Annotated in this window: 22 protein-coding genes; 13 read left to right on the plus strand and 9 right to left on the minus strand. The window is 71.7% G+C overall.

Translation table 11 applies throughout. From position 1 onward, the window contains the following. Window positions 1-52 precede the first annotated feature (52 nt). Window positions 53-1,627 (minus strand): DNA-3-methyladenine glycosylase 2 family protein, encoded by a 1,575-nt coding sequence (locus BM070_RS09625; protein WP_245785167.1) that lies wholly within the window; start codon window positions 1,625-1,627, stop codon window positions 53-55. Between the two features lie 209 nt (window positions 1,628-1,836). Between BM070_RS09625 and BM070_RS09630 the strand changes: the two genes are divergently transcribed. The 4 genes from BM070_RS09630 (at window position 1,837) to BM070_RS09645 (ending at window position 8,164) form a co-directional block, all read left to right on the plus strand. Next, window positions 1,837-3,225, plus strand: coding sequence for a phosphomannomutase/phosphoglucomutase (locus tag BM070_RS09630; RefSeq protein ID WP_092939375.1), 1,389 nt, complete (start codon window positions 1,837-1,839; stop codon window positions 3,223-3,225). A gap of 11 nt (window positions 3,226-3,236) precedes the next feature. After that, window positions 3,237-3,995, plus strand: coding sequence for a carbon-nitrogen hydrolase family protein (locus BM070_RS09635; protein WP_092939376.1), 759 nt, complete (start codon window positions 3,237-3,239; stop codon window positions 3,993-3,995). A gap of 29 nt (window positions 3,996-4,024) precedes the next feature. Then, window positions 4,025-5,341, plus strand: coding sequence for a 3-deoxy-D-manno-octulosonic acid transferase (locus BM070_RS09640; RefSeq protein WP_092939548.1), 1,317 nt, complete (start codon window positions 4,025-4,027; stop codon window positions 5,339-5,341). A 114-nt stretch (window positions 5,342-5,455) separates the two neighbouring features. Further along, window positions 5,456-8,164 carry a bifunctional acetate--CoA ligase family protein/GNAT family N-acetyltransferase gene (locus BM070_RS09645; protein ID WP_092939377.1) on the plus strand — a complete coding sequence of 903 codons (2,709 nt, stop codon included), beginning with the start codon at window positions 5,456-5,458 and terminating at the stop codon, window positions 8,162-8,164. Window positions 8,165-8,355: 191 nt separating this feature from the next. Here BM070_RS09645 and BM070_RS09650 read toward each other — a convergent pair whose 3' ends face one another. From BM070_RS09650 to BM070_RS09665, 4 genes are all read right to left on the minus strand, one after another. Then, window positions 8,356-9,696 carry a TolC family outer membrane protein gene (locus tag BM070_RS09650; protein WP_092939378.1) on the minus strand — a complete coding sequence of 447 codons (1,341 nt, stop codon included), beginning with the start codon at window positions 9,694-9,696 and terminating at the stop codon, window positions 8,356-8,358. Between the two features lie 91 nt (window positions 9,697-9,787). Continuing rightward, complete coding sequence (locus BM070_RS09655; RefSeq protein ID WP_092939379.1) at window positions 9,788-10,129, minus strand: rhodanese-like domain-containing protein; 342 nt, start codon at window positions 10,127-10,129, stop codon at window positions 9,788-9,790. Window positions 10,130-10,254: 125 nt separating this feature from the next. Beyond that, entirely contained in the window at window positions 10,255-10,968 is a 714-nt protein-coding gene (locus tag BM070_RS09660) for a protein-L-isoaspartate O-methyltransferase family protein (RefSeq protein WP_092939380.1), read from the minus strand. 31 nt (window positions 10,969-10,999) lie between these two features. Beyond that, window positions 11,000-11,713, minus strand: coding sequence for a TetR/AcrR family transcriptional regulator (locus BM070_RS09665; RefSeq protein ID WP_092939381.1), 714 nt, complete (start codon window positions 11,711-11,713; stop codon window positions 11,000-11,002). A 165-nt stretch (window positions 11,714-11,878) separates the two neighbouring features. Here BM070_RS09665 and msrA point away from each other — a divergent pair, with 165 nt between their 5' ends. The 8 genes from msrA (at window position 11,879) to BM070_RS09705 (ending at window position 18,819) form a co-directional block, all read left to right on the plus strand. Continuing rightward, complete coding sequence (gene msrA / locus BM070_RS09670; RefSeq protein ID WP_092939382.1) at window positions 11,879-12,445, plus strand: peptide-methionine (S)-S-oxide reductase MsrA; 567 nt, start codon at window positions 11,879-11,881, stop codon at window positions 12,443-12,445. 204 nt (window positions 12,446-12,649) lie between these two features. Next, on the plus strand, window positions 12,650-13,132 hold the full coding sequence (locus tag BM070_RS09675; RefSeq protein WP_175518464.1) for a Fur family transcriptional regulator: 483 nt from the start codon (window positions 12,650-12,652) through the stop codon (window positions 13,130-13,132). Further along, on the plus strand, window positions 13,129-13,842 hold the full coding sequence (locus BM070_RS09680; protein ID WP_092939383.1) for an ABC transporter ATP-binding protein: 714 nt from the start codon (window positions 13,129-13,131) through the stop codon (window positions 13,840-13,842). The genes BM070_RS09675 and BM070_RS09680 overlap by 4 nt, the downstream gene beginning before the upstream one ends. After that, complete coding sequence (locus tag BM070_RS09685) at window positions 13,839-15,077, plus strand: ABC transporter permease (RefSeq protein ID WP_092939384.1); 1,239 nt, start codon at window positions 13,839-13,841, stop codon at window positions 15,075-15,077. Before BM070_RS09680 ends, BM070_RS09685 begins: the two co-directional genes overlap by 4 nt. A 65-nt stretch (window positions 15,078-15,142) precedes the next feature. Further along, on the plus strand, window positions 15,143-15,394 hold the full coding sequence (locus tag BM070_RS09690; RefSeq protein ID WP_092939385.1) for a hypothetical protein: 252 nt from the start codon (window positions 15,143-15,145) through the stop codon (window positions 15,392-15,394). A 56-nt stretch (window positions 15,395-15,450) separates the two neighbouring features. After that, window positions 15,451-16,026, plus strand: a complete 576-nt coding sequence (locus tag BM070_RS09695; RefSeq protein ID WP_092939386.1) for a DUF3299 domain-containing protein — start codon at window positions 15,451-15,453, stop codon at window positions 16,024-16,026. Window positions 16,027-16,064: 38 nt separating this feature from the next. Further along, a complete protein-coding gene (locus BM070_RS09700; RefSeq protein WP_092939387.1) occupies window positions 16,065-16,481 on the plus strand; it encodes a hypothetical protein in 417 nt (138 codons plus the stop codon). 202 nt (window positions 16,482-16,683) lie between these two features. Next, window positions 16,684-18,819 (plus strand): TonB-dependent receptor, encoded by a 2,136-nt coding sequence (locus BM070_RS09705; protein WP_092939388.1) that lies wholly within the window; start codon window positions 16,684-16,686, stop codon window positions 18,817-18,819. Window positions 18,820-18,940: 121 nt separating this feature from the next. Here BM070_RS09705 and BM070_RS09710 read toward each other — a convergent pair whose 3' ends face one another. The 4 genes from BM070_RS09710 to BM070_RS09725 all read right to left on the minus strand — a co-directional run bounded on the left by BM070_RS09710 (window position 18,941) and on the right by BM070_RS09725 (window position 23,987). Continuing rightward, window positions 18,941-21,427 carry a TonB-dependent receptor gene (locus BM070_RS09710; protein ID WP_092939389.1) on the minus strand — a complete coding sequence of 829 codons (2,487 nt, stop codon included), beginning with the start codon at window positions 21,425-21,427 and terminating at the stop codon, window positions 18,941-18,943. A gap of 63 nt (window positions 21,428-21,490) precedes the next feature. Then, complete coding sequence (locus BM070_RS09715) at window positions 21,491-22,465, minus strand: FecR family protein (protein ID WP_092939390.1); 975 nt, start codon at window positions 22,463-22,465, stop codon at window positions 21,491-21,493. Continuing rightward, window positions 22,462-22,962, minus strand: coding sequence for a sigma-70 family RNA polymerase sigma factor (locus BM070_RS09720; protein ID WP_092939391.1), 501 nt, complete (start codon window positions 22,960-22,962; stop codon window positions 22,462-22,464). The genes BM070_RS09715 and BM070_RS09720 overlap by 4 nt, the downstream gene beginning before the upstream one ends. A 116-nt stretch (window positions 22,963-23,078) precedes the next feature. Then, on the minus strand, window positions 23,079-23,987 hold the full coding sequence (locus BM070_RS09725; protein ID WP_092939392.1) for a LysR family transcriptional regulator: 909 nt from the start codon (window positions 23,985-23,987) through the stop codon (window positions 23,079-23,081). A 98-nt stretch (window positions 23,988-24,085) separates the two neighbouring features. Here BM070_RS09725 and BM070_RS09730 point away from each other — a divergent pair, with 98 nt between their 5' ends. Further along, complete coding sequence (locus BM070_RS09730) at window positions 24,086-24,988, plus strand: HTD2 family dehydratase (RefSeq protein ID WP_092939550.1); 903 nt, start codon at window positions 24,086-24,088, stop codon at window positions 24,986-24,988. Window positions 24,989-25,031: the final 43 nt, after the last annotated feature.

Here is a 25,031-nt window from a genome sequence, read left to right on the forward strand (position 1 = left end):
GAACTTCCTGGATGAAATAGGGCTGCTGCGCTCATGGAATAAGCGCATACAGCTATGTTTTTGGTAGCGCATCGGCTGCAGTGGCGGTTGCGGCGGGGACTGCGCTGCCGGCCGTCCAGGCGCGCACCACGGCATAGCTGCGCCAGGGGCGCCAGGCTTCGGCCCGGGCGGTGGCGGCCTGCGCCGGGCGCGGCTGGCCGCGCAGGCCCAGCGCGGCGTGGATGGCGACGTCGCCGGCCGGAAACGCATCGGGCCAGCGCAGCGCGCGCATGGCGATGTACTGCGCCGTCCAGTCGCCGATGCCGGGCAGCGCGCAGAGCGCGGCCGTGGTCGCGGCCACGTCGGCGCCGGCATGCAGCTCCAGCTGGCCGGAATCGACGGCCCGTGCCAGCGCCACGATGGCCGCCTGCCGCTGGCGCACGATGCCGAGCGAGCCCAGCGCCTCGCCCTCGGCCGCCGCCAGCACGGCCGGCGCAGGAAAGAGGCGTGAGAGCTCCGGCCAGGGCGTGGCCAGCGGCTCGCCGAAGCGCTCCACCAGCCGCTGCGCCAGCGTGCGCGCCGCCGCCACCGTGATCTGCTGGCCCAGCACGGCGCGCACCGCCAGCTCGAAGCCATCGAAGGCACCCGGCACGCGCAGGCCTTCCCCGCCGGGGAAGTCGCCGCCGAGCACCGCGTGGATGGCCTGCGGGTCGGCGTCGAGGTCCAGCAGGCCGCGCACGCGGGCGATCACCTGCGGCAGCACCGGGTGCAGCGCGTCGCTGACGCGCAGCCAGGCGATGGGCCGTTCGGCGTCGAAGGCCACGTCGATCCAGCCGGCCAGGGGCGCGCCGCCGCCGCTTGCGGCCAGCCGCACCGTGCGGCGCAGCGCCTGCCGGCCGGGCGTTTCCACGATCTGCTCCACGGCATGGATCTGCCGCAGCGCGAAGAAGCGCAGCAGGGCGGCCACGTCCAGCGGCGGCCGCCAGGGCAGGCGCACGGTGACGGCACCGCCTGCGCCTCCCGCACCGCCGGCCCGTGCCGGTCCGCGCTGGCGCAGCTGCGTGGGGTTGAGGCCGTAGTGCCCTGCGAAGGCAGCGTTGAAGCGCCGCACGCTGCCGAAGCCGCTGGCCAGCGCCACCTGGGTGACGGGCAGGTCGGTGTCGGTCAGGAGCTGCTTGGCGGCCAGCAGCCGGCGCGTCTGCACGTATTGCAGGGGCGAGACGCCCAGGGCGGACTCGAAGACGCGGCGCAGGTGGCGGTCGCTCACGCCCAGGCGCTCGGCCAGCGCCGCGAGGCTGTTGAAAGCGGCGCCGTCGGCGTCGAGCAGGCGCAGCGCTTCGCGCACCAGGATGTTCGGGGCGTCCTGCGTGGACCAGGGCAGGCTGCGCGGCGCCAGTTCGGGCCGGCAGCGCAGGCAGGGGCGAAAGCCCGCGGCCTCGGCCTGGGCCGCCAGGGTGAAGAAGCGGCAGTTCTCGCGCCGGGGCGTGCGCACGCCGCAGACCGGGCGGCAGTAGATGCCGGTGCTGGTCACGCCGGTGAAGAAGCGGCCGTCGAAGCGGGCGTCGCGCGCGGCCAGGGCCAGGTAGCGCCCATCGTCCAGTGCGGAGGAGGGCAGGTCGCTGGGCAGACTGGCGTTGGGGCGCGGCATGGGGCAAATCATAGGCGCACGCCCGTGGCGCGCTGGCCGTTTCCGGACCTGTGCATTGCGGCGCCGGCCTACGCGGGCGAGCGCCGGGGCGCCCCTGCGCCGCCCCTACAATGCCGGCCAACTCTGCCTGTCCGGCCTTTGCGGCCAGGCGCCGAACGCCGTGGTCCACTGCCGCGGCCCGCATCCTCCAACCAAGAAGGAAACTCCCAGTGCAGATCACGCCCGCCATCTTCAAGGCCTACGACATCCGCGGCATCGTGCCGAGCACCCTGAACGAAGACGTGGCGCGCGGCCTGGGCCGTGCGTTCGGCACCGCGGCGCAGGCTCAGGGCCAGACCGTGGTGGCCGTGGGCCGCGACGGGCGCCTCTCGGGCCCGTCCCTGTCGGCCGCGCTCATCGCCGGCCTGGTGGACGTGGGCATCGAGGTGATCGACGTGGGCGCCGTCACCACCCCCATGCTGTACTTCGCGGCGCACACGCTCTGCAGCAGCGGCATCCAGGTGACCGGCAGCCACAACCCCAAGGACTACAACGGCTTCAAGATGGTGCTGGCCGGCCGCGCCATCTACGGCGATGAGATCCAGGCCCTGCGCCGCACCATGGAAGAGGAAAGCTGGCAGTTGAAGGACGGCGGCTCTGTGCGCCACGCCGACGTGCTGCCCGCCTATTCGGAGCGCATCACCTCCGACGTGAAGCTGGCCCGCCCGCTGAAGATCGTGGTGGACAGCGGCAACGGCATCGCCGGCGCCTCGGCCCCCGGCATCTTCCGCGCCCTGGGCTGCGAGGTGATCGAACTCTTCTCCGAGGTGGACGGCGACTTCCCCAACCACCACCCGGACCCCAGCAAGCCCGAGAACCTGCGCGACCTGATCGCCAAGCTGCAGGCCTCCGACGCTGAACTGGGCCTGGCCTTCGACGGCGACGGCGACCGCCTGGGCATCGTCACCAAGGACGGCCAGAACATCTTCCCCGACCGCCAGATGATGCTGTTCGCCCGCGACGTGCTCTCGCGCGTGCCCGGCGGCCACATCCTGTTCGACGTGAAATGCACGCAGCGCCTGGCGCCGGCCATCACCGAAGCCGGCGGCACGCCCGTCATGTACAAGACCGGCCACTCGCTGATCAAGGCCCGCATGAAGGAACTCGACTCGCCCCTGGGCGGCGAGATGAGCGGCCACATCTTCTTCAAGGAACGCTGGTTCGGCTTCGACGACGGCACCTACGCCGGCTGCCGCCTGCTGGAGATCCTGAGCCGCGAGAGCGACCTGAGCGCCGTGCTCAACGGCCTGCCCACCAGCCACTCCACGCCCGAACTCAACGTGAGCTGCGAAGAGGGCGAACCCCACAAGCTCACCGCCGAGCTGCAGGCCCTGGCCGCCGCCACCTTCCCCGCGCCCGCGCAGATCAACACCATCGACGGCCTGCGCGTGGACTGGCCGGACGGTTTCGGCCTGATCCGCGCCAGCAACACCACGCCCGTGCTGGTGCTGCGCTTCGAGGGCCACACGCCCGAAGCCATGCACCGCATCGAAGGCGAGATGCTGGCCCTGCTCGAACGCGTCAAGCCCGGCGCCCAGGTGGGCAGCGCCGCGCATTGAGGCCGGCCGCCATGCGCGTTGCGGCGGCGCAGACCTGCTCGCTGCCCGGCGGGCCGGCGGCCAACATCGGCAACCACCTGCGCTTGGCCGAGGCTGCGGCCTCGGAGGCGGTGCAGTTGCTGGTCTTTCCCGAACTCTCGCTCACCGGCTATGACCTCCAAGGCCTCGCCGGCTGGGCTGCCGAGCCCGGCGATGCGCTGTTCGCCCCTTTGCGCGAAGCCGCCCGCCGCCATGGCATGACCCTGGTGGTGGGGTCGGCTGCACGCCCGCAAGGCGGCGATGGGCGACCGGGCATCGGCGCATTCACCTTCCTGCCGGACGGCGGCACCCGCATCTACCGCAAGCGCCATCTGCATCCCGGCGAAGAGCTGCACGCAGCTCCAGGCCGTGAGGATGCGCACGTCCATGCCATCGGCGGCCTGCCGGTGGCCCTGGCCATCTGCGCAGACATCGGCCACGAGCCGCATGGCGATCTCGCCCGGCAGGCCGGCGCGGAGCTCTACGCCGCAGGCATCGTCATGTCCGACCGCGGGCAGGCCCAGGACACGGCCAGCGCGCAGGGCCATGCCCAGCGCTGCGGCATGGCCGTGCTGACGGCCAACCACGGAGCGCCCACGGGCGGCTATGCCTGCGTGGGCCGCAGCGCGTTCTGGGCCCCCGGCGGAAAGCGCCTGGCCGAGGCCGGCGGCAGCGGCGACTGGCTGGTGATCGCGGAGCGCGGGGCCAGCGACGGCCACTGGTCTGCCTGGGCCCGCGCGGTGGCGCCGTGAACCTGGTCCGTGGGCTCTATTCCGCGCTGATGCTCGGCGCCCAGCCGCTGCTGCGCGCCAAGCTGCGCCGCCGCGGCGAGACCGAGCCCGGCTATCGCGTCGCCGTGCCCGAGCGCTTCGGCCATTACGAGACGGCCGAGGGCGGGGCGGGCCCGAACCCTCAGGAGGCGGACAGCGGCCCGCTGGTCTGGATTCACGCCGTCTCCCTGGGCGAAACCCGCGCTGCCGCCATCCTGTTGAACGAGCTGCGCAGCCAGTTGCCCGGCATGCGCCTTTTGCTCACCCACGGCACGGCCACCGGGCGGGCCGAAGGGGCCAAGCTGCTGCGCCCGGGCGATGTGCAGGTCTGGCAGCCCTGGGACACGCCCGGCGCCGTGGGCCGGTTTCTGGGCCGCTTCCGCCCGGCCATCGGCGTGCTGATGGAAACCGAGATCTGGCCCAATCTGGTGGCCGGCTGCCAGCGGCGCGGCATTCCGCTGGTGCTGGCGAATGCGCGGCTCAACGACAAGTCACTGGCCGGCGCACGCCGCTGGGCCTGGCTGGCGCGCCCCGCCTATGCCGGCCTGGCGGCGGTCTGGGCGCAGACCGAAGGCGATGCCGAGCGGCTGCGTGCCGCAGGCGCCCGGGTGGAGGGCGTGTTCGGCAACCTCAAGTTCGACGTGGTGCCCGACGCGGCGCTGCTGGCGCAGGGCAGGGCATGGCGCGACGCCAGCCCGCGCCCGGTGGTGCTGCTCGCCAGCAGCCGTGAGGGCGAGGAAGCGCTGTGGCTCGCGGCCTTGCAGGCGAAGCGGCCTGCAGCCCAGGCTGCATCTGCGCATGATGCTCCTGAAAGCATAGCGAGCAGCGCCGTGCAGTGGCTGGTGGTGCCGCGCCACCCGCAGCGCTTCGCCGAAGTGCGTGAGCGGATCGAGGCGGCCGGCCTCAGCGTCTCCAGCCGCAGCAGCTGGACCGGTGCGCCCGGCACGGCCGATGTCTGGCTGGGCGATTCGCTCGGCGAGATGGCGCTCTATTACGGCCTGGCCCACGCCGCGCTGCTGGGCGGCAGCTTCGCCCCGCTGGGCGGGCAGAACCTGATCGAGGCGGCGGCCTGCGGCTGCCCGGTGGTGACTGGCCCGCACACCTTCAACTTCGCCGAGGCGGCGCGGCTCGCCTGCGAGGCGGGTGCCGCCCTGCGCGTGGCGGACATGGCCGAAGGCGTGGCAACTGCGCAGGCGTTGGTGCAGGACGTCGCCCGGCTGGCCGAGGCGCAGCAGCGGGCGCAGGCCTTCACCGCCGCGCACCGGGGCGCGGCCGGGGCCACGGCGCGGGCGGTGGTGCAGCGGCTTCGGCCAACGGGCGCCGCCTGACCCTTTGAGCCCGCCAGTTGCCGGTCAACGGGCACCGGCTTGACGCGTATCGCGGCCTTGCACAGGCACGTGCCGCAAAATGCGGGTCTGCCCTCCGTGCCCGAGCGTCCGTCCATGATCGAAAAACACTACCTCACCCCGCTCTTCGCCCCCACCTCCATCGCCGTGCTGGCGGGCCGGGCGGACGAACCCGACGCGCTCACGCCCTGCGGCCGGGCGCTGCACGAGGCGCTGCGGGCGCAGCGCTTCACCGGCACGTTGCAGTTCCTGGACATCCACACCAGCGGCACCCTGGCCGACCTGGCCCAGACCCGGGCCGATCTGGCCGTGATCGCGCTGCCGCCCGCCGACACGGTGGCGGCGCTGGAGGTTGCCGGGCGCATCGGCTGCCGGGCGGCGCTGGTGCTCTCGCACGGGCTGGACGGCGACCAGGCGGCGCGGCTCAAGCAGATCGCGCGGCGCGAAGGCATGCACCTGCTGGGCCCGAATTCGCTGGGCCTGCAGCGCCCGCATCTGAAGCTCAACGCCAGCGCCGCCGGGCCGCTGGCGCGCGAAGGCTCGCTGGCGCTGGTCTGCCAGTCGGGCTCGCTCACGGCGTCCATCCTGGACTGGGCCAGCAAGAACGCGGTGGGCTTTTCCACCGTGGTGTCGCTGGGCCGCAATACGGACGTGGACATCGCCGAGGTGCTGGACTTCCTCGCCAACGATGCGCGCACGCAGAGCATCGTGGTCTATATGGAGGGCATCTCCAGCGCCCGCCGCTTCATGAGCGCGCTGCGCTCGGCCGCCAACGCCAAGCCGGTGGTGGTGCTCAAGGCCGGCCGCAAGCCCGCCGGCAATGCGGCGGCGCAGACGCACAGCGGCACCATCGTGGGCAGCGACGACGTGTTCGACGCCGCGCTGCGCCGCGCGGGCGCGGTGCGGGTCCGCTCGTTCGTGGAACTGTTCTCGGCCGCCAAGTGCCTGGCCTCTCGCTACCGGCCGGTGGGCAAGCGCCTGGCCATCATCACCAACGGCGGCGGCCCGGGCGTGCTGGCGGCCGACTGGGTCAACGAGATCCATCTGGAACTCGCCCGGCTTTCGGCCGATTCGGCCACGGCACTGGCGGCGCAGCTGCCGCCGCTCGCCTCGCTGGCGGACCTGATCGACGTCTCCGAAGAGGCGAGCCCCGAGCATTACCGCGCCGCGATCGCATCGGCCGCACGCGACCGGCAGGTGGACGGACTTCTGGCCATCTTCTCGCCCAAGGTGGGCACCGATTCGGCCGCCGTGGCCCAGGTGCTGGCCGAGGCCAAGCAGCACATCGGCAAGCCGCTGCTGGCCTGCTGGATGGGCGATGCCTCGGTGGTGCCGGGGCGCGAGGTGCTGCGCGCCGCCGAGATCCCCAACTTCCGCACGCCGGAGGCGGCGGTGGGCGCCTTCGGCAACATCGCCTCGTTCTATCAGAACCAGCAGCTGCTGCAGCAGACGCCACCGCCGCTCACGGCGCTGGCCAAGCCCGACATCGAGGGCGCGCGCCTGGTCATCGAAAGCGTGCTGGCCGAGCGCCGCAACGTGCTGACCGAGATGGAGTCCAAGACCCTGCTCGCGGCCTTCCACATCCCCGTCACCAAGACCATCCTGGCGCGCAGCAGCCACGAGGCGATGATGATCGCCACGCAGCTGGGCTTCCCGGTGGCGCTCAAGATCGATTCGCCCGACGTGACGCACAAGTCCGACGTGGGCGGCGTGGCGCTCAACATCCACAGCGGCCAGGCGGCGCGCGACACCTACACCGACATGGTGCAGCGCGTGGCGCGGCTGCAGCCCGGCGCGCGCATCAACGGCGTGACGGTGCAGAACATGGCGCGTGCCCGGCGCGGGCGCGAGATCTGCATCGGCGTGGTGACCGACGAGCCCTTCGGCCCGGTCATCACCTTCGGCGCGGGCGGCACCATGGTGGAGCTGATCGACGACCGCGCCATGGAGCTGCCGCCGCTCAACCAGTTCCTCGCACGCCGGCTGATCGACCGCTCCCGCGTGGCCGAGACGCTGGGCGAGTGGCGCGGCGCCAGCGCCGTGCACCGCGAGGCGCTGGAGCAGGTGCTGCTGCGCGTCTCCGAAATGGTCTGCGCGCTGCCCCAGCTGCGCGAGATGGACATCAACCCGCTGATCGCCGACGAGGAAGGTGCCGTGGCGGTGGATGCGCGCATCGTCATCGCCAGCGTGGGCCAGGGCCTGGCCGCGCGGGCCGATACGGGCGGGCCCAGCACCTATCACCATCTGGCGATCCTGCCGTATCCGGCGCGCTACGAGCAGATCTGGCCGATGCGCGGCGGCGGGGAGTTCCTGGTGCGGCCGATCCGCCCCGACGATGCGCAGATGCTGCAGACGCTGGTCAAGGGCATGTCGCCCGAGAGCCGCTATTTCCGCTTCATCTCGCAGCTGGCCGAGCTGCCCGCGAGCATGCTGGCGCGCTTCACGCTGATCGACTACGACCGCGAGATGGCCCTGGTGGCGGTGGTGCGCGAACGCTCGGTCAACGCCGCCGGCGACGTGAGCGAGACCGAGCGCGTGGTGGGCGTGTCGCGCTACGTGACCAACCCGGACCAGTCGAGCTGCGAGTTCTCGCTGGTGGTGGCCGACGACTTCAACGGCCGCGGCCTGGGCTCGCGCCTGATGCTGAGCATCATGGACGTGGCCCGCGACCGGGGCCTGGCCGAGATCAACGGGCTGGTGCTCTCGAACAACCCCAGCATGCTCAAGCTCATGCGGCGCCTGGGCTTCGAGGTCAAGGCCTTCGAGGAAGACCGGGACTTCAAGCTGGTGGTGCACCAGCTCTAGCCTAGCCGCCGGCATCCGGCATCCGGCATCCGGCATCCGGCTGGCTGGCTGGCTGGCGAGCGTCGATCTGCGCCGGAGTGGGAGCGGGGCAGGGCGGGCGCCGCCGCCATACGCGCATTGCTATATCTTTGATAGCTTGATGCGCTTACCCTGCCTGGGCTGCAGGCCTTTTGGGCCCATAAAGCCTCCGGTCAGCGCACCAGCAGCGCGTCCAGCGCGTTCACGTCCTGATCGGTCAGCGTGCCCGCCGCCTGCTTCAGGCGCAGGCCGCTCATCAGCACGTTGTAGCGTGCCTGGGCCAGGTCGCGCCGGGTCTGGAAGAGCTGGCTCTGCGCGTTCAGCACGTCGATGTTGATGCGCACGCCCACCTGGTAGCCCAGCTGGTTGGCCTCCAGCGCGCTCTGGCTGGAGGCTTCGGCAGCCTGCAGCGCGGCGACCTGGCTCTGGCCGGACTGCACGCCGAAGAAGGCCGTGCGCGTGGCCTGCGCCACGCTGCGGCGGGCGTTCTCCAGGTCGGCGCGGGCCTTTTCCTCCAGCGACAGCGTTTCCTTCACGCGGTTCTGCACCGCGAAGCCGGCAAAGAGCGGCAGCGTGAGCGCCACGCCCACGGTGGCGTTGTTGGTGCGTGAATTCAGGCCCGGCGTGGTGACCGTGCCGCGCGGGTTGCGCACCACGGCGTAGCCGGCCTGCAGGTCCACGGTGGGCAGATGGCCGGTCTCGGCCTTGCGGGTTTCCAGCTCGGCCACATCCAGCGCGATGGCGGCCTGCCGCACCTGCGGCTGCTGGTCCTCGGCCGTGCGCACCCAGGTGTTCACGTCGGCGGGCAGCACGGTGGGCAACTGCACGGGCTGCTTGAGCGGCAGCGGCGCGGTGCCGGGGCGGCCCACCACCTGGTCCAGCGCCAGGCGCTTGATGCGCAGGTCGTTCTCGGCGGCGATCTCCTGCGCGGCGACCAGGTCGAAGCGGGCCTGCGCCTCGCGCGAATCGGTGATGGTGGCGGTACCCACCTCGAAGTTGCGCTGCGCGGCGGCGCGCTGCTCGGTCACGGCGGCTTTCTGGGCCTGCACGAAGGCGAGCGTGTCCTGCGCGGCCAGCACGTCGAAATAGGCCTGGCTCACACGCACCAGCAGGTCCTGGCTGGCGGCATCGAGCTGGGCCTGGGCGATGGCCACGCTGCGCTGGCCTTGCTCGAAGGCGATGCGGTTGGCCGGGCGGTAGAGCGGCTGCGTGGCGTTCACGCCCACCTGCTGGGTGGGTGCGTTCAGATCGATGGGCGGGCGGGTGACCTCGGTCTGCGCATAGCTCGCGCCGGCCGAAAGGCCCACGGTGGGCAGCAGGCCTGCGCGGGCCTGCTCGGCACGGCTGCCGGCGGCATCGAACTGGGCGCGGGCGGACTGCCAGGGCGCGTCGTAGGCGCGCGCCAGCGCCACCATCTCGGAGAGGCTCTGCGCCTGGGCCAGCGATGCCAGGCCCAGCGCCGCGCACAGGGCCAGCGCGGCGCGCGCAGCCCGCGTGAGGGAGGTCTTCACCATAAGTCTCGTCTTCCTTTGTCTGCAAAACCTGCCCATGGGGCCGCACTGCGGGGCCGGCTGCCTGGCGCGCGTCCGTTCGCGTCGCCCGGCTTCAGTAGCGCGGCACGGCCGGGTCGCGTTCCTGCGACCAGGCGTCGATGCCGCCGCTGATGTTGGCGACACGCGCGAAGCCGTGGTGTTCCAGGAAAGCCGCGACCCGCAGGCTGCGCATGCCGTGGTGGCACAGGCAGGCGATGGGGCGGCTGGCATCGATTTCGGCCAGGCGGTCGGGCACCGAGCCCATGGGAATGGTGAGCAGGTCGAAGCCTTCGGCCGACACGCTGGCGGTCTGCAGCTCCCAGGGCTCGCGCACGTCCAGCACCAGGGGGCGGCCGGCGTCGGGCGCGGCGGCGAACCAGTCGGACAGCTGGGCGGGGCGGACTTGGTCGATCATGCGAAGGCTCGGGAGGAAAGAAGGTGGTGGTGGTGAAGGCGCCGGGAAGCGATCGGGCCGGATCGGGGCGCGCGGGCGGCTGGCCATCAGTCGGTCAGCCAGCGGCCCGGCGCGCCGTTCAAGGCTCAGAACGTGAAGACGGACGGCTCGTGGAAATGCTGCAGGCGCGGGGCGATGGTGTCCCAGGGCGTGGTGGTGTCGAAGCGGTTGCCGGCGCGGCGCACGAGGGTGGTGCGCATCATCGGCTCCGAGCCGACGATGGCGCCCAGGCGGCCGCCGTCGCGCAGGCGCGAGAGCAGCTCGGCAGGCACTTCGGCCACGGAGCCGCTCAGCACGATCACGTCGAACGGGCCTTCGGGCAGCTGGGCCGCATCGGCGCCGTCGGCCTGGCGCACTTCGACGTTGGTGATGCCGGCGCTCTGCAGGTTCTCACTGGCGAATTCGACCAGGGCAGGAGCGATCTCCAGCGTGGTGACGTGTTCGGCGCGGGCGGCCAGCAGCGCGGCCATGTAGCCCGAGCCGGTGCCGATCTCGAGCACGCGGTCGGTGGGGCGCACCTGCAGATCCTGCAGCAGGCGGGCTTCGACGCGCGGCGCCAGCATGCATTGGCCCAGGCGCTGGGCTTCTTCGGCCGATGCGTTGAGGGGGATCTCGGTGTCCATGAACGCCATGCCGTAGTGGGCCGCGGGCACGAACTCTTCCCGGCGCATGACGGCGAGGAGATCCAGCACCTCGGGATCGAGCACGTTCCAGGGACGGATCTGCTGCTCGATCATGTTGTAGCGCGCCTGTGCGATCGGATCGCTGGGGTTGGCGGACGTGTTCAGGGGCATGTTCATGGGGGGACTCCGGGACTCGTGGATCAGAGGGTCAGGACGACGATGACAAACCCACGATTCTAGGCGGGGCAGGGTCGGCTGCGGAGCGCACGCACAGGCCGCGCAGCAAGGTGTCGGCGACGGCATCGAGGTAGCGGTCGGGCGCGATGGGCTGGGAGGCATCCACGCACATGCCCTGGGAATGTCGGCTCAGGGCCAGGAAGACGAGCGGCGCGAGCACGGGATAGATGGCGTAGTCCAGGTCCGCCACCTCGAATTCGCCCCGGTCCACCCCGCGCTGCAGGGCGCGGCGGATGAGCCGGTTGCCCGGCTCCACCACTTCCTCCTGGTAGAAGCGGGCGATTTCCGGGAAGTTCTGCGCCTCGTAGAGCATCAGCTTGGTGATGCCCGAGGCCCGGGTGGAGCCGATGCGGTTCCACCATTCCTGCAGGCAGCAGCGGACCAGTTCGCTGCTGGAGCCGGTGAAGGCTTCCACCTCCATGTCCCACTCGGCGAATCGCCCGGCGATGGACTCGCGCACCACGGCCTTGAAGAGGTCTTCCTTGCTGGGGAAGTAGAGGAACAGCGTGCCCTTGGAGACGCCTGCGCGGGCTGCGACTTCATCCACCTTGGTGGCGGCGTAGCCCTTCTCGACGAAGAGATCCAGCGCGGCATCGAGCAGCTCGCCCGGACGCGCCTCCTTGCGGCGCTCGCGCCGGGGGCTCTCGTCTGCGGCCGGGGAAGGAGTGGAGGATTTGGCGGACATCGCGTTAATGACTGACTGGTTAGTAATGTAGCAAGCGCCCGCGGCATCGTCAACGCGTGCACAGACGGCCAGGCTCGAACCCACACCGGACCAGGGCATTGCGGCCAGCCGATGCAGGAAAAGAGGCATCTGACAGAATCAGAGGCACATCTCTCAAGGAGTTCCATGGACCAGCCGGCAAGCGCTTCGCATTTGGAAACCATCGTCCTCGGCGGTGGCTGTTTTTGGTGTACCGAGGCCGTTTTCGACCGCGTGCGCGGCGTAACCGACGTGGAGAGCGGCTATGCCAACGGCCAGGTGCCTTCGCCCACCTACGAGCAGGTCTGCACGGGCCAGACCGGCCATGCCGAGGTGGTGAAGCTCACGTTCGATCCGCAGGTGATCGGCGTGCGCGAGATCCTGGAGATCTTCTTCGCCACGCACGACCCGACCACGCTCAACCGCCAGGGCAACGACGTGGGCACGCAGTACCGCAGCGGCATCTACGTCACCGACCCCTCCCACCGGGCCGTGGCGGAGGCACTGATCGCGCAGATGAATGGCGACCGGCTCTTCGGCGCGCCCGTGGTCACGGAAGTGCAGCCGCTCGAAAGCTACTGGCCGGCCGAGGACTACCACCAGGACTACTACCTCCAGCACCCCAACCAGGGCTACTGCGCCTTCGTGGTGGGGCCGAAGGTGGCCAAGTTCCGCAAGACCTTCACCCAGCATCTCAAGCCCGAAGCGGCCTGAGCCGCACACGCGCCGCATCCGCCCAGCGGCGGCGCAGGGCAGGGCAGGGCGGATCAGGCCCAGGGACAGCCTGATCCGGCACCGGGCGCGCTGCACAGGGCAGAGCGGGGCTTTCCAGAGGCAAGGCTTGCCGCATAATGCAACCCGTTTGCGTTATCGGCACCTCTGCCCCCGGGCGGCCTGCCTGCCGCCCAGCCCTTCGCCATGCCTCGCGCCACTGCACCCACCCCCTCTGCCGGCCCGGCGCTACCGCCCGGCCTGCGATCCACCCGCGCCACCCGCGCCACGCTGGCGCTGCTGACCCAGCAGCCCGGCATCGCGCTGTCCGAGGCCGAGGTGGAGGCCGCGCTGACGCGTGCCGGCGTGGCGGTCAACCGCGTGACGGTGTACCGCCTGCTCGACCGGCTGGCCGGCGCCGGCCTGCTGCGCCGGCAGGTGGACGCCCAGCGCGTGGCGCGCTACGCCCTGGCGCACGAAGAGCTGCCCGGCGACGGCCTGCCGCGCTTCGAGTGCGACGACTGCCACCGGCAGTTCCGACTCTCCGAAGGTTCCGAGCGGCTGCAGAACGCCACCCGGCAGATGCTCAAGGCGCTGGCCTCCGCCGGCCATGAGGATCTGGCGGTGGACATCGCCGTGCGCGGGCGCTGCGCCGGCTGCGCCCATCCCGCCGAAGGAGCGGGCGCGTGATCGCCACCCAGGATCTCGCCTTTCAGCATGCGGGCGCCGCCGCACCGCTGCGCTTTCCCGATGTGCAGGTGCCCCAGGGCGGCCGGCTGCTGCTGCGCGGGCCCTCCGGCGCGGGCAAGTCCACCTGGCTGGCCCTGGTGGGCGGGCTGCGCAAGCCCTCCGCCGGCCTGCTGGAGGTGGCGGGCACGCCGCTGCACACGCTGGCAGGCGGCGCCGCGCTCGACGCCTGGCGCGCGCGCAGCGTGGGCTTTCTGCCCCAGCGCCTGCATCTGAGCGCCGCGCTCACCGTGGCGCAGAACCTGGCGCTGCCCTATCTGGCGGCGGGATCGGCGCGCGACGATGCGGCCATCGCCGGCGCGCTGCAGCGGCTGGGCCTGGAGCCGGCCCTGGCCGGCCGCCGCCCGCACCAGCTTTCGGGCGGGCAGGCGCAGCGCGTGGCGCTGGCGCGCGCGGTGCTGCTCTCGCCCCGCGTGCTGCTGGCCGACGAGCCCACGGCGAGCCTGGACGATGCCTTGGCCGCTGCCGCGCTGGCCCTGCTGCATTCCACGGCGCAGGGCTGCGGCGCCACTCTGGTGGTGGCCACGCACGATGCCCGTGCCGCCCGCTGGCTGCTGGCGCTGGAGGGCGCGCAGTCTCTGCAGCTGGGCCATGCCGGTGCGATGAACCCAATCGCCCAGGAGCCCTTGCTCGACGGGGGCGGTGCGCTATGAAAACAGCAGCAAGCGTGGCTGCGCTCGCATGGCGCTATCTCTGGGCCCGGCCGCTGCAGGCCGTGCTCAACCTGCTGCTGCTGGCCCTGGGCCTGGCGGTGGTCACGCTGGTGCTGCTGGTCGGCACGCAGATCGACCGGGGCTTCGAGCGCGACGTGCAGGGCATCGACCTGGTGGTGGGCGCCAAGGGCAGCCCGCTGCAGCTCATCCTGGCGGGCGTCTTCCATATCGACGTGCCGCCGGGCAACATCGCGTTGGCCGATTTCCAGGAACTGCAGCGCAACCCGATGGTGGCGCAGGCCATTCCCTTGAGCCTGGGCGACAGCTTCCGCGGCTACCGCATCGTGGGCACCACGCCCGAATACCCCGCGCACTACGGCGCCACGCTGGCCCAGGGCACGCTCTGGCAGGCCCCCCTGCAGGCCGTGCTGGGCGCGGGCGTGGCCCAGGCCATGGCCGAAGCGGGCGATGCGCAGGGCGGGGCGCTCATCGGCCGGCGCTTCGTGGGCACGCACGGCCTGGGCAGCGGCGGGCACGAGCATGGCGACCATCCCTACACCGTGGTGGGCGTGCTGGCGCCGTGCGGCTGCGTGCTGGACCGGCTGGTGCTCACCTCCCTCGAATCGGTCTGGCAGGTGCACGAGCACGCCCAGGCCGACGACCCCGACGACCTGGCCGAACTGCGCAAGGAGCGCGAGGTGACCCTGGCCCTGGTGCGCTACCGCAGCCCGCTGGCCGCCGTGACGCTGCCGCGGGCCATCAACTCCGGCACGCCCATGCAGGCCGCCGCGCCCGCCGTGGAGATCACCCGGCTGGTGCGCCTGCTGGGCGTGGGCGCCGACGTGCTGCGCGCCCTGGGCGGCGTGCTGCTCGGCGTGGCGGCGCTCAGCGTGTTCATGGCTCTCTGGAACGCGGTGCGCGAACGCCGTGCCGACATGGCCCTGCTGCGCCTGCTGGGCGCGCCGCCCCGGCGCGTGGCGGGCCTGCTGCTGGCCGAAGCCCTGTGGCTGGCGCTGCTGGCCTCCGCCCTCGGGCTGGCCGTGGGCCACGGGCTGGCGGCGCTTGCCGGGCAGATGCTGCGCGCGCAAGGCTCCATGCCGGTCAGCGGCGCGCTCTGGCTGCCTGAAGAATGGGCCGTGCCCGCGCTGGCCTGCGCCGTGGCCTGCCTGGCGGCCCTGCTGCCGGTGGTGCGCGCCTACCGCACCGACGTGGCCGACCTGCTGGCCCAGCCTTGATGCCCCGCCTGATCGATCACCCCTTGTTCCACCCGTTTTCCAGCAACCTCCCAGAAAGGCACTCCATGAAGCGTTTTCTCTCCACCCTGGCCCTCGTTCCCTTCCTGAGCCTCGCCGCGATCTCCAGCGTGCACGCCCACAGCGCCGATGAGGAAAAGGCCGACGCCGAACGCCACCGTGCCATGGCCGCTGCCCATGAAGCCGCCGCCAAGTGCCTGGAGGCCGGCAAGGGCCATGAGCAATGCATGAAGGAACTGCAGGTCGCCTGCAAGGGCTTGGCCATCGGCAAGTTCTGCGGCATGAAGCACCAGCACTGAACCGGCCGAATTGTGACAAGAAGTGTCATCAAGACGGATTACCATCGCGCCCCTCCATGAGTTCCACCCGCATCTTCGACACCGTCCGCTCGGCCTGCCTGCCCGCTGCCGCGCTGGCCTGCGCCCTTTGGGCCGCGCCGTTGGCGGCCCAGGCCCAGCCGGCGGGCGCCGGCACGCCGGCGCTGTCGTCGCCGCTGGGTGGAGGTGCGCTGCCGGCCGGGCAGGGCCCGGGCTTTCACAGCCCGCAAAGCCCGATCAAGCCGCTGCCACAACGCAGCGACGTGGTGGCATGGTCCAGCCTGACCGACCTCACCAAGAAAACCCTGCGCACGCGCATCGAGCCCGTCTTCACCGATGAGCAGAAGGCCATGAACGGCACGGTGCGCCGCGTGCAGGGCTTCATGGTGCCCATGGACACCAAGCCGGGGCAGAAGCACTTCCTGCTCACCTCGGTGCCGCTGACCTGCCCGTTCTGCATTCCCGGCGGGCCCGAAAGCATGATCGAGGTGAAGGCGCGCACGCCGGTGCGCTATTCGCTCGAGCCCGTGGTCGTCGAGGGTCGCTTCCAGACCCTGCAGGACGACCAGTACGGCCTGTTCTATCGCATGGTCGATGCGAAGCAGGTGGACTGAGCGCGCCTCAGCCTGCCATCACCGACCGATCCGCCCGCATGTTCAAGCGCCTGCCCCTCCATGCCCACGCCGCCCTCTGGTGGCTGGCGCTGTGCCTGCTGCTGGCGCCCGCCCTGGGCCACCTGCACCAGGTGCTGCATGGGCCGGCGTTCCGCGCAGCGGCCGCCGCCACGGCCCTGCAGGAGCAGGACGAGGCCAACCTTGCCAGCCTGAGCCGTGGCGAGGACGGGGATCACGCCCACGACACGCTGGCGAGCCTCTTCGACGGCCATTCCGGCAAGTCCTGCGACCTGCTGGACCCGATGCTCTTCGGCGTCTTCCTGCTGCCGGCGCCACTGCCCGTGCCGGCGCAGGGCTTCGCGCCCCGGCCCGAGGGCCGCTCTTTCGATTCCGCCGGCGTCAAGACGCAGCGCGCCTTCCTGGCCCGCGCACCGCCCGCGCACGCACTCGCCTGAAAGCGCAGCGGCCCCTTCTGGCGGGCCGCGCCTTGCGCTGACGGCAACTTTTCCCTCTTTTCCTTTCGTTTTTCGTTCTCCCGCTGGCTGTACGCAGGCCTGGCGCCCGGTGGTTCTTCCGCCTGGGGCCCCGGCATGGCGTCTGCTCTCCGGGATCCATGAACGTGCGCGTGCGTCCGTCTTTTTCCTTTTTGCCTTTTCCATGAAATCCTCCCAATCCACCTTCTCGGGCTCTTCGCGCCACTTCCAGGCCCTGCATCCGCTCGCCTGCGCCGTGCTGGTGCTGGTCGCCTGCCAGGCCCGTGCACAGACGGCGCCTGCCGCCGCCCCGTCGGCCCGGCTGTCCGAAGTGACCGTCACCGGCAACCCGCTGGGCTCCGACACGGTGGTGACGCCCGCGGCCCAGCTGTCGGGCGACGACCTCACGCTGCGCACCGAATCCACGCTGGGCCAGACGCTGGACGGCCTGCCCGGCGTGAGCAGCACCTATTTCGGCCCCAACGCCAGCCGGCCCATCATCCGCGGCCTGGACGGCGACCGCATCCGCGTGCTGCAGAACAGCGGCGCCACGCTGGACGCCTCGGCCCTGAGCTTCGACCATGCCGTGCCCACCGAGGCCCTGAGCACCGAGCGCATCGAAGTGCTGCGCGGCCCGGCTGCGCTGCTCTATGGCGGCAGCGCCGTGGGCGGCGTGGTGAACGTGATCGACAACCGCATCCCGCGTGAGCCGCTGAACGGCATCGACGGCAAGGTCGAGGCTTCGGGCGCCACCGGCAACGGCGAGCGCTCCGGCGCCGCGATGGTGGAAGGCGGCAACGACCGCTTCGCCGTGCATGCCGACGTGTTCGACCGCAACACCGACGACGTGCGCGTGCCCAAGGACCTGGACTGCACCAAGCCCGGCTCGCCCGCCCAGGCGCGCCGCATCTGCAACTCCGCCAGCCACACGCGCGGCGGTGCCGTGGGCGGCACGGCCTTCTTCGACCGCGGCTACCTGGGCCTGTCGGCCAGCACCTACCGCAGCGACTACGGCACGGTGGCCGAGGACGACGTGACCATCGGCATGCGCTCCAACCGCTACGCGCTCGACGGCCTCTGGCGCTTCGACGGCGGCCCGCTGCAGAGCGTGCGCGTGCAGGCCAGCCACACCAACTACCGTCACACCGAATTCGAAGGCGGCGCACCCGGCACCACCTTCCGCAACGCGGGCAACGACCTGCGCATCGAGGCGCGGCATGCCCCCATCGGCCCGCTGCAAGGCGTGATCGGCCTGCAGACCGAAGCCTCGCGCTTCTCCGCCGTGGGCGAGGAAGCCTTCGCGCCGCGCAGCCGCAGCCGCAGCACCGCGCTCTTCGTGCATGAAGAGCTGGGCACGAACTGGGGCAAGATGACCTTCGGCGCCCGCACCGAGCGCGACACGGTCGAGTCCTTCGGCATCGACGGCATGGACCGCTTCGCCACCGGCAAGCACGACTTCAACCCGTACAGCGCCGCCGTGGGCGCCCTGGTGAACCTCACGCCGGCCTGGCAGCTGACCTCCAACCTCTCCTATACGCAGCGCGCGCCCAAGGACTACGAGCTGTTCGCCAACGGCCCCCACGTGGCGACCGTGGCCTGGGAGACCGGCAACCCCAACCTGGGCCTGGAGAAATCCACCAGCCTGGACCTGGGCGCCGCCTGGAAGAGCGGCCCGCACCGCTTCGCCGTGACCGGCTTCGTGAGCCAGTTCTCCAACTACATCGGCCTCACGCCCACGGGCGTGTCGCGCGACGACGACGGCAATGCCGTGCCGGTCGGCACCGCCGATTCCCTGCCCGAGTACCTCTACCAGGGCATGCGCGCACGCTTCTACGGCCTGGAAGCCAGCGGCAACGTGCGCCTGGTGGGTGACAGCGGCCTGGTGGCACCGTCGTCCAGCCTGCTGGGTGGCGGCTCCACGCTGGACCTGCAGATGCGCGGCGACCTGGTGCGCGCCAGCAACCGCGACACGGGCCAGCCGCTGCCGCGCATCTCGCCGCTGCGCCTGGGCAGCACGCTGCTGTGGGCCAGCGGCCCGTGGCGTGCCGGCCTGGGCTTCGACTTCCTCGCTGCCCAGAACCGCGTGCCCAACGACGGCACCCGCGCCACCAGCGCCTACACGCTGTGGAACGCCTCGCTGGGCTACCGCACGCAGTGGCAGTTCGGCGCGACCCGCAGCAATGTGCTGTGGTATGCCCGCCTGGACAACATCACCGACAAGCTGGCCTACAGCCCCACGTCTATCCTGACGACCACCGCCTACCCCAAGGCACCGCTGCCGGGCCGCAGCCTGAAGGTGGGCGTGAAGGTGGACTTCTGATGTGAAGCACGGGCGGGCTTGCTGCTCCCGCCCGGCCACATCCGCCATTCCACGGGGGCCGCAAGGCCCCCGTTTTCGCTTGCCGTGAATGCCCGTCCGTCCAACCCGTTCGGGCTGCGATCTACCAGCGGTGCGTGTAGCTGGCCGTAAGCACGGTGCCCGCTGCCGGCAGGCGGCTGTTGTTGCTTCCGCTGCGCATCAGCTGGCTGTAGAGCGGCAGGTAGTAGCGGTTGAACAGATTCTGCACGCCGACGTTGACGGTGTTCTTTTCGTCGATGGCGTAGCGCCCCAGCAGGTCCACCGTGTAGTAGCTGCGCACGTCGGCGCGGGCGAACTGGGTGCGGCCGTCGGCCAGCCGGTAGTCGCGCGCGCCGAACCACGTGAGCTGCGCGCGCAGGCTCCAGCGCTGCCCGGGCTGGTACTGCACATAGGCGGTGATCTTCAGCGGCGGGATGCGGTAGCCCGTCATGGGCTGCTCGACCGTGCCGCCCTGCGGGGTCTCGCGGCCCTGCATCCAGGTCAGCGTGCCGCCGCCGCTCCAGTGGCGGCCGTAGTGGTCCACCGTGGCTTCCACGCCGCGGATGCGCTCGCGCGTGCGCTGCAGGCGCAGCCCGTTGTTGAAGGACTGGATGGCGCCCAGGTCGGAGCGCGAATGGAACACCGCCAGCGTGGCCAGCGTGTCGCCAAAGGCGCCGCGCCAGCCGGCTTCGTAGTTGTCTGTCTTGACGGGCTCCAGCTCGGACGCGTTGATGTCGAAGGAGGCCCCCGCATTGCGCAGCTGCAGGCCCACGTCGGGCAGATCGAAGCCCTGGCTGAACGAGGTGTAGAACTCGTGGTCCGGCACCGGCTTGAACGACAGGCCTGCGTTGTAGAGCGTGGCGTCGTAGCTCACCCGGCCACCGCGCACCGTGGCGGGCCGGGCCACGCGCGACTGCGACAGCGGCCGGAAGTCGTCGAAGCTCGCCTGGGCGCGCTCGTAGCGCAGGCCGCCTTCGGCCGACCAGCGGCTGTCGAAGCGGTGCTGCAGTTGCGCGAAGGCGCCGGCGCTGCGCGTGGTGGTCCAGGGCAGGTAGGTCAGCTCGCCTATGGGGCGGAAGACCAGTCCCCGGCTGGCGTCGTAGAGCGCTGGGTCGAACACCGTGAGCGGCATGTCGCTGCGCTCCTGGATGTAGTCGGCGCCCCAGACCAGGCGCGAGTCCTTGGCAGTGCCCAGGGGCGTTTCCACCGTGAGCCGCCCGCCGAACACCTTGTTGTTCTGCGCGACCTGGTCCACCTGGTTGCCCCGGTTGGTGTTGGCGCGCGAATCGAAGGGCGCGAAGCGGGTGAAGTTGTCGCGTCCGTAGAGCAGGGCGGACAGATTGCTGCCGGCCAGGTCCTTGTGCTCGTAGCTGGCGCTGAGCATGGTGTTGTCGATCTGGTTCTGCTCGGCCAGCTGGAGGCCGCGCACGGCCCGCGCCGCCACGCTGCCCGGCGGCGCGGCGTTCACCGAAGGGTCGCTCGCGTAGTCCGAATGCTGGCGCGCCCGCAGATGGCTGGCGGCCAGCTGCAGGCGCTGGTTGCCGTCGATGCGAAAGCCCAGCTTGCCGCCCAGGCTGTAGGTGTTGGAATCCATCAGATCGCCCTGGCTTACGTCGGGCGCGATGCGGTCGCCGTGGCCGTCGTAGCCGCTGGGGGTGCGGCGGGCGGAGATGTCCAGCTCGTAGTCGATGGCGTCCTTGCTGCCCGACACGAACTGCTGCACCTGGCCGCCCAGGCCGTCGCGGTGCAGGCCGGAGAGCGCCGTTTCTGCGCCGACGGTGGTCTGCACGATCTTTTCGCCGTTGGCCGGCCGCGTCGTCACCGAGACGATGCCGCCCGTGGCGCCGCTGCCGTAGATGGCATTGCTGCCGCGCAGCACCTCCACGCGCTCGATGCGGCCGGGATCGATGTTGACCAGGTTACGGGCAGTGTCGCGGTTGGTGTTGAGCGGAATGCCGTCCACCAGCACCAGCACGTTGCGCCCGCGCAGGGTCTGGCCGAAATCGGTGAGCGAGCGGCTGGAGTCCGACATGCCGGGCACGCTCTTGGCCAGCATGCCGCCCAGGTTGGCCGAGGTGGCGCGCAGCACGTCGAGTTCCTGCCCCTCGATCACCGTGACCTGGCGCGTGGGCTGCATCAGCGAGCCGCCGCCCAGGCGCTGGTCGTTCACCACCACGGTGGACAGCGTGGCCGCCTCGCCCGGGGCCGCACCCGCCGCCGGGGAGCGCATGACCGGTTCGCGCGCCACGGCGTCGGCGCGCACGCGCAGCCCTGCGGGCGTGTCGTCGAAGGCCAGGCCCGAGCCAGCCAGCGCCTGCTGCAGCGCCTGGGCCGCCGTCATCGCCCCCCGCACGGGCAGCGCCTGCCGGCCGGCCAGCAGGGCGGGGTCGGCCGTGATGGTGCGGCCTGCGGCCTGGCCGATGCGGGTCAGCGTGGCGGCCAGCGGCCCGGCCGGAATGTCGAAGGCGGCGACGGCCTGGCCCGGGGCGATGGCGGAGCCCTGGGCCAGGGCCAGGGGCGCGGCGCTGCACAGCAGGGCGGCCAGTGCCAGCGGATGCAGCAGTGGGGCCGGGGAGAGAGGTGAAGGCATGGACGGGTTTCCTTTCTTTCGCTGGGTTGTCGCAACCCTTGTGGCGCGAGAGCGGAAAACCCCTCAGGAATCTTTCTCGATGGAGACCAGCCAGGGGCCGAAGCGGCGTACCGCCACGGGCAGGGCCTGAGCCAGCGCGGCCAGGACTTCGTCGATCTGCAGCCGGAAGATGCCGAACACACGCAGGCCCGCAGCGGCCGGGTCCAGGCGGATGTGGCCGGCGAAGTAGGGGCGGACGGAGTCCACCACGTCGGCCAGCGTCCAGTCGTCGGCGGCCAGCATGCCGTCGCGCCAGGCCGCGCGGTCGGCGGGCCGGCCAGGCAGAGGCCGCCACAGACCGGCGGCCGTGGCGAGCAGGCCTTCACCGGGCGCGAGCCGCCGGGTGAGGCCATCGGCGGCCGTGAGCAGGGCGCTGCCTTCGAGCGCGACGACCTCCGTGGCGCCCGGGTGCACCCGGCACATCAGGCTGGCCTGGTCCAGCACGGCCTGCAGCTGCGGGGCGACGACGGTGAGAGGGCCAGCGCCCGCCGCCGTGTTCGTGGCGATCAGCGCGCCGGCCCGCAGCAGCAGGCGGGAGCCGTCCCGGTCGATCGCCGACCGGGCATCCAGCAGCACGCTGGCGCCCTGCGTCAGGGCCAGGCTGCGGCGCTCGCCCGTGCCCGTGCGCAGGTCGGCGGCGATCTGCGCCAGCGGCGCCTGCCGGTCGGCCAGCCAGGCCACGGCGCCGCCCACCCCCGCCACGGCCAGCGTTCCGCGCAGCAGGGAGCGGCGGCGGGCGGTGCTCAGCAGCGCCTGCCGCGCGGCCAGGGCATGGCTGGCGCCGGCCTGGCCGCCCTGGGCGCGCAGGCCTTGCAGCGCCGCGATCGGCTCCTGCAGCGCGCCGGCCACGCGGCTCCAGGCCTGGCGGTGCTGCGGCGTCTCGGCCAGCCAGCGCTCGAAGGCGGCCTGCTGCGCGGCATCCAGCGGGGCGGATTCCTGGCTCACCTTCCAGGCGACGGCGGTGCGCAGCGCCGCGTCCTGCAAAGCTGCGTCGCTCATGGGGCGTAGCGCAGGCAGTGCAGCAGGGCGCGCTGCATGTGGCGTTCCACCGTGGCCAGCGACACGCCCAACTGCCGGGCGATGTCGGGATAGGTCAGGCCGTCCAGCCGCGAGAGCAGGAAGGCGGCCTTGACCGGCGCGGGCAGGGCGCCCAGCGCGCGGTCGATGTGCTGGATGGCGTCCAGCATCAGCGCGTGCTCCTCGGGCGAGAGGGCCAGCGCCTGGGGCATGTGGCGCAGGGTGTCCAGATAGGCCTGTTCCAGGTCGCGGCGACGCCAGAGGCCGAACAGCACGCGCTTGGCCAGGGTGGTCAGGAAGGCGCGCGGCTCCCGGATGTCGCTGCGGCCGCCGTCCTCGGCTACGCGCAGAAAGGTTTCGGCCGCCACGTCGTCCGCATCGCTGGCATTGGCCAGTCTGCGCCGCAGCCGGCCGTGCAGCCAGCCGTGGTGCTCGCGGAACATCGCTTCCATCTGGTCTCGGAACGTGGCGGATGGCATCGTTGGAAAAAGGGGGAGGCGTGTGCAGGTGAAAAACACAGCATTCTAAATAGGAACCATTATCGAATGCGCTGGCGTACGTCCTTTCCTGCAGCCGGGGGCCGGGGCGGCGCGTCTCAGGCGGCTTCGGTGCCGCTGCGGTAATGCGCCACCAGCGCCTCGACCAGCTTCTCGGCATAGCCCGGCAGCCTGTCCCGGTCGCGCACCAGCACGTGGCGCTCGCGCACGCTCCAGGCATCGGTCAGTTCCACCAGCGCCAGGTGCGATGCGGCCTGGTGCCGCCGCGCCGCGCTCTCGGGCACGATGCCCACGCCGACGCCCGAGCCGATCATGCGGCACATGGCCTCGAAGCTCGATACCTGGATGCGCAGCTTGAGCGGCCGGCCCAGCTGCGCGGTCATCTGGGCCAGAAAGGTCTGCAGGGTGCTGCCGGCGTGCAGGCCGACGTGGTCGTGCTGCAGCGTGTCGGCGAAGGCGATGCGGGGCAGGGCGGCCAGGGGGTGGCTGGCGGGCACGGCCAGCACCAGACGGTCGGTGCTGAAGTGGATGGCCTGCAGGCCCAGCGTGTCCACGGGGCCGGCGACGATGCCCACGTCCGCCCGGCCGTCCAGCACGCCGCGGGCGATCTCAGCGTTCGGTTTTTCCTGAAGGTCCACGTTCACGCGCGGGTGATCGGTCAGGAAGGCGGGCAGGATGTCCGGCAGGAAATCGGTCACCGCCGTGGTGTTGGCGAACACGCGCAGGTGGCCTCGCAGGCCGCCGCCGTATTCCTGCAGGTCGGTGCGCAGCTGCTCCACCTGCCGCAGCACGCCCCGTGCATGGTGCAGGAAGGCTTCGCCCGGCGGTGAGAGGCGCACGCCGCGCGCCTCGCGGTAGAGCAGGGGCAGGCCGGTCTGCGCTTCCAGGGCCTTGATGCGGGCGCTGGCCGCCGCGAGCGACAGGTGCTGGCGGCTCGCGGCGCGGGTCAGGCTGCCTTCGTCGGCGGCGTGGACGAAGAGGCGCAGGTCGGTCAGGTCGAAGTGCATGGTCGGGGCTTGCCTGGCTGCAGCCTTCGGAAAAACCGAAGGCTTTGTTTGGAATTGCGTGATTGTGCGGCGGCCGGGCCGGGGAGACGATGCAGCCCATGACGACTGCAAAAGACGCTCCCCAGACCCTCTCCCTGGACACGGCCGAGCTGGCCCGGCTGCAAGGCTGGCAGGGCCGCACCGAATCCCGCACCGACCTGATCGCCGCCGCCCCCGTGCGCGGCCTGGCCGCCACGCTGGACCGGGACGATCCCGATCCCGCCGCCGGCACGCCGCTGCCGCCGCTCTGGCACTGGGCCTTCTTCCTGCCCCATGCCCGGCAGAGCGCGCTGGGGCCGGACGGCCATCCGCAGCGCGGCGGCTTCCTGCCGCCCGTGCCGCTGCCGCGCCGCATGTGGGCCGGCGGGCGGCTGCGCTGGGAGGCCGGCAACCCGCTGCGCGTGGGCGACGAGGCGCGGCGCGATTCGCGCATCGTCTCCGTCACGCACAAGGCCGGGCGCACGGGCGATCTGGTGTTCGTGCTGGTCGAGCACCGCTATGCCAACGCTCGGGGCCTGGCCCTGGTGGAGGAGCACGACATCGTCTATCGCGCCGCGCCCCGGCCCGGCGACGTGGCGCCGCCCCCGGTGGCCGCGGAGCGCGGCGCCGCATGGCAGCGCGAGGTGGTGCCGGACGACGTGCTGCTGTTCCGCTATTCCGCGCTCACCTTCAACGGCCACCGCATCCACTACGACCGGCGCTACGTGACCGGCGTGGAGGGCTACCCGGGCCTCGTCGTCCACGGGCCGCTGATCGCCACGCTGCTGCTGGACCTGCTGCGCCGGCAGCTGCCCGGCGCCACGGTGGCCGGCTTCGCCTTCAAGGCCGTGCGGCCCACGTTCGACCTGCACCCGTTTCGCCTGAACGGCCAGCCCAGCGCCGATGGCCGCAGCGTGCGCCTCTGGGCGCAGGACCACGAGGGCTGGCTGACCATGGAAGGCACGGCCACCCTGGCCGGCTGACGGACCTGGAACCGCCCACGCCCAGCCACGGCAGCCTGCCCGC

The sequence above is a fragment of the Paracidovorax wautersii genome, from assembly GCF_900113035.1.
Lineage (GTDB): Bacteria > Pseudomonadota > Gammaproteobacteria > Burkholderiales > Burkholderiaceae_C > Paracidovorax > Paracidovorax wautersii.